Annotated in this window: 14 protein-coding genes and 1 tRNA gene; 3 read left to right on the forward strand and 12 right to left on the reverse strand. The window is 68.5% G+C overall.

Features of this window, described 5'->3' with window-relative positions:
• Nucleotides 1–286 (forward strand): integrase core domain-containing protein (locus B5D37_RS13465; protein WP_143814327.1); only part of this gene is annotated, 286 nt, incomplete at its 5' end.
• On the opposite strand, the gene B5D37_RS13470 is transcribed toward B5D37_RS13465, so the two are convergent.
• The 11 genes from B5D37_RS13470 to B5D37_RS13520 all read right to left on the reverse strand — a co-directional run bounded on the left by B5D37_RS13470 (nt 283) and on the right by B5D37_RS13520 (nt 10,466).
• Complete coding sequence (locus B5D37_RS13470; RefSeq protein ID WP_234987899.1) at nt 283–1,026, reverse strand: UPF0149 family protein; 744 nt, start codon at nt 1,024–1,026, stop codon at nt 283–285. The genes B5D37_RS13465 and B5D37_RS13470 overlap by 4 nt on opposite strands.
• Before the next feature lie 110 nt (nt 1,027–1,136).
• Nucleotides 1,137–1,658, reverse strand: a complete 522-nt coding sequence (locus tag B5D37_RS13475) for a hypothetical protein (protein ID WP_143814328.1) — start codon at nt 1,656–1,658, stop codon at nt 1,137–1,139.
• A 31-nt stretch (nt 1,659–1,689) separates the two neighbouring features.
• Entirely contained in the window at nt 1,690–1,992 is a 303-nt protein-coding gene (locus B5D37_RS13480) for a LysM peptidoglycan-binding domain-containing protein (protein ID WP_078759262.1), read from the reverse strand.
• A gap of 84 nt (nt 1,993–2,076) precedes the next feature.
• Nucleotides 2,077–4,056 carry a BCCT family transporter gene (locus tag B5D37_RS13485; protein WP_078759263.1) on the reverse strand — a complete coding sequence of 660 codons (1,980 nt, stop codon included), beginning with the start codon at nt 4,054–4,056 and terminating at the stop codon, nt 2,077–2,079.
• An 8-nt stretch (nt 4,057–4,064) separates the two neighbouring features.
• Nucleotides 4,065–5,150: a hypothetical protein gene (locus tag B5D37_RS13490; RefSeq protein ID WP_078759264.1), complete on the reverse strand. Its 1,086-nt coding sequence runs from the start codon at nt 5,148–5,150 to the stop codon at nt 4,065–4,067.
• A 152-nt stretch (nt 5,151–5,302) separates the two neighbouring features.
• Nucleotides 5,303–6,112: an NADPH-dependent 7-cyano-7-deazaguanine reductase QueF gene (gene queF, locus B5D37_RS13495; protein WP_078759265.1), complete on the reverse strand. Its 810-nt coding sequence runs from the start codon at nt 6,110–6,112 to the stop codon at nt 5,303–5,305.
• 357 nt (nt 6,113–6,469) lie between these two features.
• A complete protein-coding gene (locus tag B5D37_RS13500) occupies nt 6,470–7,780 on the reverse strand; it encodes an amidohydrolase (RefSeq protein ID WP_078759266.1) in 1,311 nt (436 codons plus the stop codon).
• A 77-nt stretch (nt 7,781–7,857) separates the two neighbouring features.
• Nucleotides 7,858–8,958: a cell division protein ZapE gene (zapE, locus tag B5D37_RS13505; RefSeq protein WP_078759267.1), complete on the reverse strand. Its 1,101-nt coding sequence runs from the start codon at nt 8,956–8,958 to the stop codon at nt 7,858–7,860.
• Nucleotides 8,951–9,655 (reverse strand): alpha/beta hydrolase, encoded by a 705-nt coding sequence (locus B5D37_RS13510; protein ID WP_078759303.1) that lies wholly within the window; start codon nt 9,653–9,655, stop codon nt 8,951–8,953. The genes zapE and B5D37_RS13510 overlap by 8 nt, the downstream gene beginning before the upstream one ends.
• A gap of 105 nt (nt 9,656–9,760) precedes the next feature.
• Nucleotides 9,761–10,276: a c-type cytochrome gene (locus tag B5D37_RS13515; protein ID WP_078759304.1), complete on the reverse strand. Its 516-nt coding sequence runs from the start codon at nt 10,274–10,276 to the stop codon at nt 9,761–9,763.
• Between the two features lie 113 nt (nt 10,277–10,389).
• A tRNA-Arg gene (locus B5D37_RS13520) sits at nt 10,390–10,466 on the reverse strand.
• Nucleotides 10,467–10,601: 135 nt separating this feature from the next.
• Between B5D37_RS13520 and ubiA the strand changes: the two genes are divergently transcribed.
• Nucleotides 10,602–11,516: a 4-hydroxybenzoate octaprenyltransferase gene (gene ubiA, locus B5D37_RS13525; protein ID WP_078759268.1), complete on the forward strand. Its 915-nt coding sequence runs from the start codon at nt 10,602–10,604 to the stop codon at nt 11,514–11,516.
• A 6-nt stretch (nt 11,517–11,522) separates the two neighbouring features.
• Here the strand turns inward: ubiA and B5D37_RS13530 are convergent, their stop codons facing one another.
• Entirely contained in the window at nt 11,523–12,290 is a 768-nt protein-coding gene (locus B5D37_RS13530) for a ComFC family protein (protein ID WP_078759305.1), read from the reverse strand.
• A 49-nt stretch (nt 12,291–12,339) separates the two neighbouring features.
• Between B5D37_RS13530 and bioB the strand changes: the two genes are divergently transcribed.
• Nucleotides 12,340–13,410, forward strand: coding sequence for a biotin synthase BioB (gene bioB / locus B5D37_RS13535; RefSeq protein ID WP_078759269.1), 1,071 nt, complete (start codon nt 12,340–12,342; stop codon nt 13,408–13,410).
• Nucleotides 13,411–13,413: the final 3 nt, after the last annotated feature.

The raw sequence follows: 13,413 nt of genomic DNA on the forward strand, positions 1-13,413 counted from the left end.
CTGCTACAGATCGCGCAGCTTCCGCCGCCTGGTCCACCGGCTCGGCATGCGCCACCTGCGCACGCGCCCCTATACCCCGCGTACCAACGGCAAGGCCGAGCGGCTGGTCCAGACCTGCCTGCGCGAATGGGCCTACGCACGCTCCTATGCCAACTCCGAACAGCGCGCAGGCGCCCTCCCGGGCTGGCTGCACCACTACAACTGGCATCGGCTACACGCCAGTCTTGGCTACAAGCCGCCCATTACCCGCATCCCGCTGAACAACGTGCTGGGTTTACACAGCTAGGCGTCGGCGCCGCAGCACTTCTTGTATTTCTTGCCGCTCCCGCAGGTACACGGCTCGTTGCGGTCGGGCGTGGCTTCGCGGCGGATCGGTTCGCGCGGTGTCAGCGCGTCGATGCGGTGGTGGTGCAGGTCGGCCAGCATGGCGGGCAGGCCGGCGATGATTTCCAGCCGCTCGCGGTATTCGATCGGGGTGCCCGGCGCTTCCGGATCTTCGCCGATGACCTCGCCGCTGGCGAGGCGATCGAGCAGGTCGAACAGGTCCTCCATCCAGTCGTTGCCGTCGAGCCACTCGTCCCACTGGACCTCGCGCAGTTCCACCGCGGTGAAGAAACCCAGCGCCCAGTCGCGGCCGACGTCGAGCTCGTCGTCCTGCTCTTCTTCCGGATCCTCCGGCAGCCACAGCAGCGGGGCGAGGTGGTCGGGCAGGTCGTCGTCGCCATGTCGTACGCGCGCGGCGGCCATGTTGCGGTGGGCCAGGAGCAGCGATTCGATCTCCGCGCGTTCCTCGGCGTCGTCCCAGCGCGGTGGCTTGCCCCACACCGGTGGTTCCCACTCCGACATCGGCACCTCGTCACCCGGCGACACCGCGAGCGCGGAGAGGTAGCCGTCGAGCGCCTCCAGGTTGAAGCCCTTGAAAGGTACGGCGCGCTGCTCGAGCAGGTTGGCGAGGCGCTCGATGCGGTCGTCGTCGAGGTAGTCGGGGATCTTCATGCGATGGCCGGGGGAGCGGGGGGCGTCCATGGTAAACGCAGCCTGTTGCACGTGCCGCAATCGGCCGGACCGGAAAAAAAAGAGGGCGCGACCGGAGTCGCGCCCAGCTTGCCCCGCCCATGAGCGGGAGAGAGAGGGTGTCAGCGCACGTCGAATTTCGTGCTGTTGGCCTGGACGCCGTTGACCCAGACCTCGGCGGTGTAGCTGCCGGAAGGCCAGTCGTTGGCGTTGGTGAAGGTGAAGGTGGTGGTCTCGTTGCCGGTGGTGTTGATCGTTTCCGATTCCTCGCCCGCGGTCTGTCCGTCCTGGTAGACCAGGCGGGTGGTGATTTCGGCATCGCTGGCAGCACCGCTGGTATCCACCGCCACCACGATCGGACCGCTGGTGCCGAAGGTGGTGGTGGGGTCGGTGATGCGGTGGTCGGACCCGGCTTGGGTACCCAACGTCACGGCGGTGACATCGACGGCGGTTTCGGCGCCGCCGGCCATCGGGTCGGGTCGTGTGGGCATGGTGCCGACAGGTTCGGTAGTCGCATCGGTGGCGACCGGCGGGCCCACCGGATCGGTCATTGTGGCGGTGTCGTCGGCGTCGCGGTTGCAGCCGGCGAGCATTACCGCGGCCACCAGGGCAGTGGCAAGCGGGAGGTTGAGTGCGTTAGACATCGGGTTCTCCTTGGAAGGGTGCGGGCCTGCGTCAGTCCTGGCGTTCGCGCGTGGGGATGACGAGTACTTGGCCCGGCTGGATGCGGTCGGGATCGGACAGCTGGTCGCGGTTGGCTTCGAAGATGGCATTCCACTCGCCGGCCTTGCCGTAGAAGCGCTTGGCGATGTGCGACAGCGTGTCGCCGCGCTCGACCGTATAGGTCTGCGGCGTGTCGACACGCTCCGCGGTGGTATCGACACGGCCGCTGACCCCGGAGAAATCGGCGGTTTCGGCGGTGCTGTCGGCACGGGATCCTACACGTGAGAAATCCGCGGGTTTGTCGGGATGGTTCATCGTCCGGTCTCCTGCCTGCATGGGCAGCTGGACGATTGCACGTGAACTGTTAAGGCTGGATCGCTTCGGCGTGAAGCGACATGGTCAACGGACCGCCGCGAGGAAGTGCAGGTGGCGCTGGTAGTGGTCGATCACGTCGTTGATCACCGCCTCCCGGGTCCAGCCCATGATGTCGTAGTCCTGCCCACCTTCGCGCAGGTGGACCTCGGCGCGGTAATACTTCAGCGCCTCGGCGCGCGAGGCGCGGGTGTCGCTCATCGCGAAGGCGGGTGGTTCGTAGGGCCGGGGCCGGACCGAGTAGTAGAAGTCGATCTCCTCGCCGTGGCCGACTTCCACCCAGACACGCCCATCCTCCGAATCCTGCACGCGCGCCTCCAGCCCCTGCCGTTGCAGTTCCGCAGCCACCGCCGCCAGCGCCGGGGCCACCGTGTCCCGAAGGTGCTCGAGTACCTCCTTGCGCCCCGGGTTGTGGAGCATGCCGGCCAGCCGCTGCTGCCAGTTCCCGCTCCGCGGCCCCGACGGGTCCACCCGGGCGCCGCGCAGGCTGGAGCGTTTGGCGCCTTCAAGCCGCAGTGCCTTCAGCAGGCCCCAGCAGATCACCACCATCACGATCGAGAACGGCAGCGCGCTGGCGATCGAAGCGGTCTGCAGGGCGCTCAAGCCGCCCGCCACCAGCAGGGCGGCGGCGATCACGCCTTCCAGCACCGACCAGAACACGCGCTGCCAGGTCGGTGAATCCTCCGCTCCGCCGGAGGTCAGCATGTCGATGACCAGCGAACCGGAGTCCGAAGACGTGACGAAGAAGGTGATCACCAGCAGCGTCGCCAGCAACGAGGTGATGCTGCTGAAGGGCAGCTCTTCGAAGAACCGGAACAGGGCCACCGAGGAATCCGCGGCCACCGCTTCGGCAAGCTCCTGCACGCCCTGGATCAGGACCATGTGGATGGCGGTGTCGCCGAAGAACGTCATCCACAGGAAGGTGAAGCCCAGCGGTACCAGCAGCACGCCCACCACGAACTCGCGGATGGTCCGGCCCCGCGACACCCGGGCGATGAACATGCCGACGAAGGGTGACCACGCGATCCACCAGCCCCAGTAGAACAGGGTCCAGCCGCCGATCCAGCCGGTCGGCTCGTAGGCGTACAGGTTGAATGTCATCGAGAACAGGTTCGACAGGTACATGCCGGTGTTCTGCACCAGCGTCTGCAGCAGGAACACCGTGGGCCCGGCGACCAGCACGAACACCAGCAACACCACGGCCAGCACCATGTTGAGCTCGGACACCCGGCGGATGCCGCCGTCCAGCCCAAACGCCACCGACACCGTCGCCATGGCGGTGATCACCGCGATCAAGCCGATCTGCACGCCGACCCCGACCGGCAGGTCGAACAGGTAGGCCAGCCCCGAATTCACCTGGATCACGCCGAAGCCGAGGGAAGTGGCCACGCCGAACAGGGTGCCGAGCACGGCGAAGGTGTCGACCGCGTGCCCGATGGGGCCGTAGATGCGCTCGCCGATCAGGGGATACAGCGACGAGCGGATCGTCAGCGGCAGGCCCTGGCGGAAAGAGAAATAGGCCAGTGCCAGCCCCACCACCGCGTAGATCGCCCACGCATGCAGGCCCCAGTGGAACATCGTGATGCGCATGGCCTGCCGCGCCGCGGCCACTGTCGACGGATCGCCGACCGGCGGATCGGAGAAGTGCATGATCGGTTCGGCCACGCCGAAGTACATCAGGCCGATGCCCATGCCCGCCGAAAACAGCATTGCGAACCACGAGACGTAACTGTAGTCCGGCGTGCTGTGGTCGGGACCCAGCTTGATGCGCCCGTACTGCGATGCCGCCAGCGCCACCACGAACACCAGGAAGCCCGCCACCACCAGCACGTAGAACCAGCCTGCCTGGTTGATCACCCAGTCCTGCACCGCGGTGAACCAGCGCTCCGAGGCTTCCGGGAGCAGCACGGCGAGGAGCACGAACGCCACCACCAGTACCACCGAAGTGAAGAACACCGGCGGATTGATGCGGTAGCGCGGGGGGTGGCCAGGTGCTGGTGTCTCCATGCGTCCTCCTAGAAATAGAACCCGACGTTGACGTTCAGCCGGGAATGCCAGCGGTCGCTGTCCCCGGCTTCGATGCCGATGCCCGGGCCACCGGCGAACCACATGTTGCGGCCGGCGATCCAGTCGACGTAGGTGAACATCGGCCCCTTGGCGAAGCTGCAGCCGGTGACGTTCTGGACCGAGTCGGCCAGTCCGGGGCCGTCGGCGCGGGTGGTGCTGTAGTCGTTGTAGCAGGTGATGGAGTCGAACCAGCCGCTGCGCTCGAAGGTCCAGGCGACGTTGACCGTCGCGACATCGGCAGTGGAGGCGACCTCGAACGGAAACAGGAAGGCGGTCAGGGCGATGCGGTCACCGGGCACGTCATAGTCGTAGCGCGCCCATTGCGCTTCCAGCTCGAGCGGCCCCCGCGTCGACTCGGCGTGCAGCGCGAAGGCCTGGCGGTCGAAATCGGCGCCGTCGGGCCGTCGCTCGATCCTGCCCGCGGACAATGAGCCGCCCAGGCGAGTCGTCCAATCGCCGTGCTCGACAAGCCGCTCCAGCCGGAGCACGCCGCGCGTGCGCTCACGGAAAGGGTGGTCGGCGGTGGTGGCGACATCGAAGGAGTAGCGACCGTCCTCGCGGCCGGTGCCGTATTCGTCGCCGGCGAACACGGCGGCGTCCGCCCGCCACTCGCCGTTGTCCAGCGTCCAGGTCGCGCCCAGGTCGTAGTCGTCCTCGATACCGAGGTAGTAGCCCGAGCCGAACCAGAAGCTGTGCGAGGCGTACGGCAGCAGTCCGAACGGGACCTGGACGATCCCGGCGCGCACCTGCTGCTGCTCGGTCGCCTGGATCCCCACCCACGCGTGATGGACGGCGGAGAAGCCTTCGTACCAGCGGTATTGCGCCGAGCAGATGAAGCGTCCCCGCTCGCACGACAGATCCGCGCGCACCAGTTCGAGATCGAACTTGTCGTCGTTGTCGTAGTCCTTCCATCCGTAGTTGAAGCGGATGGCGCCGCCGACGTCGATCCCGCTGCCGGCGTCCTGCGCCTGTGCCCGCAACGCAACGCCGGGGAACAGGACCAACAGCAGTGCCGTGGCGACGAGCAGGCGCATGAATCCTCCGGGACGGTCCGTACCGGACCGATCCCCGGTGCCGCGGACACCGGGTGCACCCCGGTCACCGGAGGTGCTTCAGCCCGCCGGCACCTTTGCACGCGCAGCGTGAAGTCGAGGTCCCCGCTGGCCCCCCGCTCCCATTTGGCGGGCTACTGGCGCAGGTCCCGGCCTGCCCTTGGAGCGACCGTTCCCGGCGTCGCGCGCCACGGGTTGATGTCCAGCCCGCCGCGGCGGGTATAGCGTGCTTCCACCGACAGTCGGGCCGGCCGTGCGCGGGCCATCAGGTCGGTGAATACCCGCTCCACGCATTGCTCATGGAACTCGCAGTGGTCGCGAAACGAGACCAGGTAGCGCAGCAGCGCGGCCCGGTCCAGGCGCGGTCCCCGGTAGTCGATCACCAGGCGCGCCCAGTCCGGCTGACCCGTGACCGGGCAATTGGACTTCAGCAACGCGCTGGACAGCACCTCCTCGACCACGTCATCCGTGTCGGCCGCGAGGAAACCGGCATGCGGCGGTCCGTAATGATCGATGGAGACCGCCGTCCCATCGATGCACGCCGCCTCGCCGGGATCGAAGTCCGGCAGGCCGAACGCCACCTGCACCGGCGCGCCCGCCACTGCGGACAGGTCCGCCGCCATGCGTTCGAGCACCTGTGCATCGTCGTTGAAGCGGGAAGCGTTGAAGGAGTTGAGGTAGAGCTTGAGCGACTTGGATTCGACCAGGCGCGGCGAGTCCGCCGGCACCGTCAGGGTCGCGGTCGCCACCCGTGGCTTGCCCCGTGTGTCCAGCCAACCCAGCTCATAGGCGTGCCAGCGGTCGTGTCCGATGAACGGCAGGGCGCCACCGTCGATGCCCAGTTCCCCGCGGCCGAGCGCGCGTTCGATGGGGAACAGCAGTGACGGGTCGTACTCGCGCGGGTACTCGACGTGGCGGCCGAGCGGAAGGTCGTTTGTGGTCATCGACGCATTATCGCGCGTGGCACCGCATGGGTGGTGGCGGGTGGTTGGCGTCGGTCGGGTGTCGGCGGGTGAGTGGCAACGTGGGAGTCGGTCGCGACTGACGTCGCTCCTACAACCCGCTTCGCGCGCTGCATCGGGTGACGCAATGGGCGTAGCCCCCCTGTAGGAGCGGCTTCAGCCGCGATCCGGCAATGGTTTGCCCGCGCCGATTCCATGATCGCGGCTGAAGCCGCTCCTACAGAACCTTGGTGGTGAAGCGGACGTGCGTCGTCCTGGCTTGGCCACGCGATGCACCTGTAGGAGCGACGTCAGTCGCGACCGGTTCGGGCAGTGGTGGCTGTCGCCGCCACCGCCTGGCTAACCTGCGCCGTGCAGGTAATCCAGCGTCACCTGCAGCATCGCTCGCAGCCCGAGGTCCAGTGACGCCTCGTCCAGCGTGAACTTCGGCGAGTGGTTGCTGGGAGCGGTGGCCGGGTCGATGCCCGGGGCGGTGGCGCCCACGAAGAAGAACATCGATGGGACCTCCCGCGCGTAATAGGCGAAGTCTTCCGCACCCATCTGCAGCGGTGGCTCGATGACCTTGTCGGCGCCGGCGGCCGCCCGCAGGCTCGGCAGCATGCGCTCGGTCAGTGCCGGGTCGTTCACGGTCACCGGGTTGCCGGTGCTGTCGGGCACCCGCGCGTCGGCGGTGGCACCGTGGGCGGCGGCGACATGTTCGGCCACGTTGCGCAGGTCCGCGTGGATCTTCTCGCGCATGCCTTCGTCGAAGGTGCGGATGGTGCCCACCAGCTCCACCTTGTCAGGGATGATGTTGTAGCGGATGCCACCCTGGATCGAGCCGAAGCTGACCACCGCCGGCTGGTTGGCGATATCGCTGCGGCGGCTGACCACGGTTTGCGCGCTGCCGATCAGGTCGGCGGCCGCGACGATGGGGTCGACTCCGCCCCAAGGGCGCGAGCCATGCGTCTGCACGCCGGTCACGGTGATGCTGAACTTGTCGGACGCCGCCATCAGTGGCCCCTGGCGGACCGCGATGGTGCCGACCGGCAATGACGAGAACACGTGCAGCCCGAACATCGCCTCGGGCTTGAAGTCGGCGAACAGGCCCTCTTCGAGCATGTAAGAAGCGCCGCCTTCCTCGCCCTCGGGCGCGCCCTCCTCGGCCGGCTGGAATACCAGCATGACCCGTCCCGGCAGCGTGTCCTTCATCGCCACCAGCGCGTCGGCGACGCCGAGCAGGATGCCGGTATGGGCGTCATGGCCGCAGGCGTGCATCACGCCGGTCTGCTGGCCGTTGAAGGTGGTGGTGACTTCCGAAGCGAACGGCAGTCCGGTCTGTTCGGTGACCGGCAACGCGTCCATGTCCGCGCGCAGGGCGATGTCCGGGCCCGGCAGTCCGCCTTCGATGATCGCGACGACGCCGTGGTGGGCGATGCCGGTACGTGGCTCCAGCCCCAACGCGCGCAGGTGTTCGGCGACCTTCGCGGCCGTCTGCTCCTCGCGGTTGGACAGCTCCGGGTGCTGGTGGAAGTGGCGGCGCAGCTGGATGACGTCGTCCCGCAACCGTTCGGCGGCTGCCTGCACCTCCGGCCGTTGCTCCACGTCCTGGGCCGAGGCGACGGGGGCGAGCAGGCTGGCGAGCAGGGCGGGCAGGAGCAACTGGCGCATGGGCGGAATCCCCGGTGGTGGAGCCCCGATCCTAGCGCCTGGAAAATTTCCGTGCCGCCGCCGTGCGGCAACGGGCCTCAGCCGCGATGCTCCAGCGCAAGGTACTCGGCCGATTGCATCTCGATCAGGCGCGAGGTGGTGCGCTCGAACGCACCGGCGAGCCTGCCGCCGGCGTAGAGCTCCTGCGGTGGTGCCGCGGCGCTGCAGACCAGGTTGACGTGGCGGTCGTACAACTCGTCGACCAGGTGCACGAAGCGCCGCGCGGGGTCGTTGTTCTGCCCGTCGAACAGCGGAATGCCGCCCACCAGCACCGTGTGGTACTCGGTGGCGATCTCGATGTAGTCGCTGGTCGCGCGCGGCCCCTCACACAGGGCGGCGAAGTCGAACCACGCGTGTCCCTCGGCCAGGCAGCGGGCGGGGATCTCGCGGCCGTCGATCACCAGCGGTCCGGCCTCGCGCGGTGACCCGGTGGTCAACTCGTTCCAGCGCTGGCGCAGCCAGTCGTCGGAGCCGGCATCCAGCGGGGCGCGGTAGACCGGCGAACGGGTCAGCGCCCGCAGCCGGTAATCGTGGTCGCTGTCGAGGTGCAGCACCTGGCAGTGCTGCTCGATCAGGGCGATCGCCGGAAGGAAACGTTCGCGCTGCAGCCCATCCTTGAACAGCTCCTTCGGCGGGATGTTCGAGCTGGTCACCAGGGCGACGCCTTCGGCGAACATGCGCTCCAGCAGGCGACCCAGCAGCATCGCATCGCCGATGTCGTTGACGAAGAACTCGTCCAGCACCAGCACCCGCAGGTTCCTGCGCCATTGCCGGGCGATGCTGGCCAATGGATCGCTTTCGCCGGCGTGCAGCCGCAGCTGTGCATGCACCTCGCGCATGAACCGGTGGAAATGGGTGCGGCGCTTCTCCTCGAACGGCAGGCCGTCGAAGAACAGGTCGATCAGGTAGGTCTTGCCGCGGCCGACGCCGCCCCACACGTAGAGGCCCTGGGGCGGCTCGGGCACCCGCCCGCGCAGCCTGTCGAGCAGGCCCTGGCGCGGGGGGTGGAGCAGGGCCTGGTGCAACCGGTCGAGTGCCTGCAGGGTCTCCTGCTGGGCCGGGTCCCGGGTGATGTCGCCGCGCGAGACCGCGGCAGCGTAGCGCTCGCCGGGTGGCGGCGCGGAGGTGGGTTCAGTCATCGGGGGTGGTGGTCGCGGCCGGCAGGTGCGGGCGGATGCCGTTCTTCACCGCGCCCCTCAGGTCCATCAGCTTGCGGTGGAAGAAGTGGCTGGTATCGGGAATGCGCACCAGCTCCGGCGGGTGCGCCAGGCCATCGACCCACGCGTACACGGCTTCCGGGTCGACCACTTCGTCGGCGTCACCCTGGATGACCAGCCAGCGGCCGCTGAACGGTGTGATCCGGTCGAATCCGTAGCCACGCGAAACCGGTGGGGCAATCAGCACCAGCATGCCGGGGGAAAGCTCCTCGGCCACCGAGTAGGCGACGTACGAGCCGAAGCTGAAGCCGGCGAGCCAGAGCTCGGCTTCGGGCCGTTGCTCGCGGACCCAGGCCACCACCGCGCGGAGGTCGTCGGCTTCGCCGGCGCCGTCCTCGAAGCTGCCTTCGGAGGACCCGACACCGCGGAAGTTGAAGCGCACCGTCGCCGCGCCGCTCTGGTGCATCGCGCGGGCGGTCATGGTGACGACCTTGTTGTGCATCGTGCCGCCCTCGGTGGGCAGCGGGTGGCATACCACCACGACCAGGGGCCGCGGCGGCGTGCCGGGTTCGGGTCCTTCCACGATCGCCTCGATGGTGCCGGCCGGGCCGCTGAGCGTCACCGGTACCGATTTGCCCTCGAGGAAATCGCCATCCTTTGGAAAAGTCGGTTCAGTCATGCGCGCCATGATACGGCGCCCGCATTCGGGGGCGGTCAAGACGGGGGAAGCGGATACGAAAACGCCGCCCGTGGGGCGGCGTCGTCGGTGCAGGGTCGGACGGGACTACTGCAAGTTGGCCAGCATCCAGTCCACCGTCGCCACCACCTGCTCGTCGGTGAGGGCGGGGTTGCCACCCTTCGGCGGCATCACGCCGGCCGGGCCGACATAGCCTTCGATCGCATGCTGGTACAGCACGTCATTGCCCTGCGGGATGCGGCTGGCCCAGTCGGCCGCGGCCATCGTCGGCGCACCGCCCGCACCCGAGGTGTGGCAGCCGGTGCACAGGTTGTTGAAGATGACCGAGCCATCCATGGTGCCGCCATAGGCGACGTTGGCGGTCGCGGCAGCGGCGGCGGCGGCGCTGGCGGCAGCCTGCGCGGCGGCACCGGTGCTGCCGGCGTAGACCGCTCCGACCGGCGCGATGCGCGCCTCGGTGCGGCGGGCCACGCCATCGGGGACCTCCTGCGGCTGCGCACGGTGCACCAGGTACGACCCGATGATCAGGCCGAAGGTGATCAGGATCAGGAACCCGATCACCATGGAGAATTTCTTCAGGAACTCGAGGTCGTAATTGCGCACGATCCACCCTATTGCGCGCGCCGGGCGGGCCACGCGTATCGATTCGACGGAAGGCCGCACCAAGCGGCCGCGCGCCAGTATATCGCCGCCCATGGTGCCTTGGCACATGGGGTTGGCGCGCCTGGAGGGATTCGAACCCCCGACCAATGGCTTCGGAAGCCACTACTCTATCCGGCTGAGCTACAGGCGCCTGGCGATCACGCGGTGCCCTGGTGCTGCGGGGCCTCGCGGGGCTGGCATTCTAGCGGCAAAACCGGCTCCGCGTGCAGGGGGCTTGCGACGTGGCCGGCGCGACCGGCCGCGACGTCGCGCATAATCGCGGCCAATGAGCTACGAGCGTTTCGATACCGGTCCGTTACCGGGCTGGCGGCAGCGACTGTCGCTGTACTGGAAGCTGATGCGTGCCGATCGGCCGATCGGATGGCTGTTGCTGTTGTGGCCCACCTGGTGGGCGCTGTGGCTCGCCGCCGGCGGCATCCCGCCGCTGTGGACGCTGTTCGTGTTCACCGCGGGGGTCTGGTTGACCCGCGCGGCGGGCTGCGTGATCAACGACTACGCCGACCGCTGGCTGGACCCCCATGTCGAGCGCACGCGCGACCGGCCGCTGGCCACCGGCGCGGTACGGGGCCGCGAGGCGCTGGCGCTGTTCGCGGGCCTGATGCTGGTGGCGTTCGCGCTGGTGCTGACCATGAACCGCCTGACCATCTTGCTCAGCGCGGTCGGGGTGTTCCTCGCGGCGAGCTATCCCTACCTCAAGCGCCACACCTACCTGCCGCAGGTGTACCTGGGCATGGCGTTTGGCTGGGGCATCCCGATGGCGTTCGCGGCCGTGCAGGGCGAAGTGCCGCCGCTGGCGTGGCTGCTCTACTGCGCCAACATCCTCTGGTCGACCGCCTACGACACCTGGTACGCGATGGTGGACCGCGACGACGACATCCGCATGGGCAGCAAGTCCACCGCGATCCTGTTCGGCGACCTGGACCTGGTCATCCAGGGCTTGCTCTACGCGCTGTTTTTTACTGCGCTGGTGCTGGTGGGCCGGCAGGCGGAACTGGGCCCCTGGTACTGGGGGGGCTGGAGCGTGGCGGTGGTGCTGGTGGGCTGGCAGTTCCACATCTCCCGCCATCGGGAGCGCGGGCCGTTGTTTCGTGCGTTCCTGCACAACCATTGGGTGGGGATGGTGGTGTTTCTCGGCATCGCCGCCCATTACCTGGCGACGGGCGGGGCCCCGACGGGCTGAGCGGCGTCAAGGCACCCTGGCGCAGACCCACGCGTCGACGCGGCGGGTGCCCGCAGCCAGCAAGGCCTCGGCGGCGGCATGCAGGGTCGTCCCGGTGGTCATCACATCATCCACCAGTACGACGTGTGGCGGTGGCGCAGCGGTGACGGAAAATGCGTCGCGCAGGTTGTCGCGGCGTTCGTCCGCGTCGAGACTGGACTGTGCGCTGGTGTGGCGCGTGCGCTGCAGCAACCGGGCCGACAAGGGAATGCCCAACCCGCGGGCCAGCGGCCGGGCTAGTTCCAGGCCCTGGTCGTAGCCTCGGCTCCGCAGGCGTCGCCGATGCAGGGGCACGGGAACCAGCACTGCCGATTGCCAGCCGGCCCGTCGCGTGGGCGGCAGGCGGGTCGCCATCAGCCCGCTCAACAACCGCCCGGCCGCGAGGTCCTGGTGGAACTTGAAGCGCGGCAGCAACCGGTCGAGCGGAGGGGCATACAGGAACGGCGCATGCACCAGGTCGATGGGAGGCGGGGCGGTCGTGCATGCATCGCAACCGTCCGGCAGGAATCCCGGATCGGCTCCGGCCGCGCCCGGCGTCGGCACCGCCAGCGGAATCGCGCACCGCCGGCAGGGCGCCTCGTTGTCCGGCAGCGTGATCCTGCAGCGATGGCACAGCTCCCAGCCGTCCTCGCCGGGCTCGCTGCACACCAGGCAGCGCGCGGCCCATAGCAGCCGGGCAAGGCGACCGGCCCCGTAAACCTGCCGCAGGTCGGCGTGGTTGACAGTGGATGGCATGCTTTCCAGACTGCCGTGCTCGACCCGTTGACTCCGTCGGACCATCGCCATGCCTGCCGTCAGTGAAACCCCCGTTCGCCACGATTGGTCCCGCGGCGAGGTCCGCGCGCTGTTCGACCTGCCGTTCCCCGAGCTGCTGCACCGCGCCGCGAGCGTGCACCGCGGGCACTTCGACCCCAGCGAGGTGCAGGTCAGCACGCTGCTGTCGGTGAAGACCGGCGGCTGCCCCGAGGATTGCGCCTACTGCCCACAGGCCCAGCGCTACCAGACCGGCGTCGACGCGCAGAAGCTGATGAGCACCGAGGCGGTGCTGGACAAGGCCCGGCAGGCCAAGGCCGCCGGCGCCTCGCGGTTCTGCATGGGCGCCGCATGGCGCTCGCCGAAGGACCGCGACATCCCGAAGGTCGCGGCGATGATCCGCGAGGTGAAGGCCCTGGGGCTGGAGACCTGCGCCACCCTGGGCATGCTCTCCGACACCCAGGCACGCTCGCTCAAGGATGCGGGGCTGGACTACTACAACCACAACCTCGACACCGCGCCGGATTTCTACAACGAGATCATCCACACCCGCGACTACCAGGATCGGCTGGATACGCTGGAACACGTGCGCGACGCCGGCATGAAGACCTGCTGCGGCGGCATCGTCGGCATGGGCGAGTCGCGCCAGCAGCGCGCCGGCCTGCTGCAGGCGCTGGCCAACCTGCCCGCGCACCCGGATTCGGTGCCGATCAACCGGCTGGTCAAGGTCGCCGGCACGCCGCTGGCCGACAACGAGGAGCTGGCCGAGCTGGATCCCTTCGAGTTCGTGCGCACGATTGCCGTTGCCCGCCTGCTGATGCCGCGCTCGATGGTGCGGCTGTCGGCCGGCCGCGAGCAGATGAGCGACGAGCTGCAGGCGCTGTGCTTCCTGGCCGGCGCCAATTCGATCTTCTACGGTGAGAAATTGTTGACGACGGGCAACCCCGACACCGAGCGTGATCTGGCATTGTTCGAGCGACTCGGCCTGCGCCCGATGCAGGTCGTCGAACACGCCGGACAGGAAGGGGGCACCGTGCACGCCGACATCATCGAGACCGACACCACCGGCACGGACGCCGACCGCCCCGCCTGCGTGGCCTGAGCC

Origin of the sequence: Lysobacter spongiicola DSM 21749, from assembly GCF_900167055.1 — a bacterium.
Lineage (GTDB): Bacteria > Pseudomonadota > Gammaproteobacteria > Xanthomonadales > Xanthomonadaceae > Novilysobacter > Novilysobacter spongiicola.

Bases quoted from the DNA above. Each gene is read 5' to 3' on its own strand.
- B5D37_RS13510 (WP_078759303.1), bottom strand. From the start codon at position 9,655: ATGACTGAACCGACTTTTCCAAAGGATGGCGATTTCCTCGAGGGCAAA.
- bioB (WP_078759269.1), top strand. From the start codon at position 12,340: ATGCCTGCCGTCAGTGAAACCCCCGTTCGCCACGATTGGTCCCGCGGC.
- B5D37_RS13480 (WP_078759262.1), bottom strand. From the start codon at position 1,992: ATGAACCATCCCGACAAACCCGCGGATTTCTCACGTGTAGGATCCCGT.
- B5D37_RS13490 (WP_078759264.1), bottom strand. From the start codon at position 5,150: ATGCGCCTGCTCGTCGCCACGGCACTGCTGTTGGTCCTGTTCCCCGGC.
- zapE (WP_078759267.1), bottom strand. From the start codon at position 8,958: ATGACTGAACCCACCTCCGCGCCGCCACCCGGCGAGCGCTACGCTGCC.
- B5D37_RS13475 (WP_143814328.1), bottom strand. From the start codon at position 1,658: ATGTCTAACGCACTCAACCTCCCGCTTGCCACTGCCCTGGTGGCCGCG.
- B5D37_RS13485 (WP_078759263.1), bottom strand. From the start codon at position 4,056: ATGGAGACACCAGCACCTGGCCACCCCCCGCGCTACCGCATCAATCCG.
- queF (WP_078759265.1), bottom strand. From the start codon at position 6,112: ATGACCACAAACGACCTTCCGCTCGGCCGCCACGTCGAGTACCCGCGC.
- B5D37_RS13470 (WP_234987899.1), bottom strand. From the start codon at position 1,026: ATGGACGCCCCCCGCTCCCCCGGCCATCGCATGAAGATCCCCGACTAC.
- B5D37_RS13500 (WP_078759266.1), bottom strand. From the start codon at position 7,780: ATGCGCCAGTTGCTCCTGCCCGCCCTGCTCGCCAGCCTGCTCGCCCCC.
- ubiA (WP_078759268.1), top strand. From the start codon at position 10,602: ATGAGCTACGAGCGTTTCGATACCGGTCCGTTACCGGGCTGGCGGCAG.
- B5D37_RS13530 (WP_078759305.1), bottom strand. From the start codon at position 12,290: ATGCCATCCACTGTCAACCACGCCGACCTGCGGCAGGTTTACGGGGCC.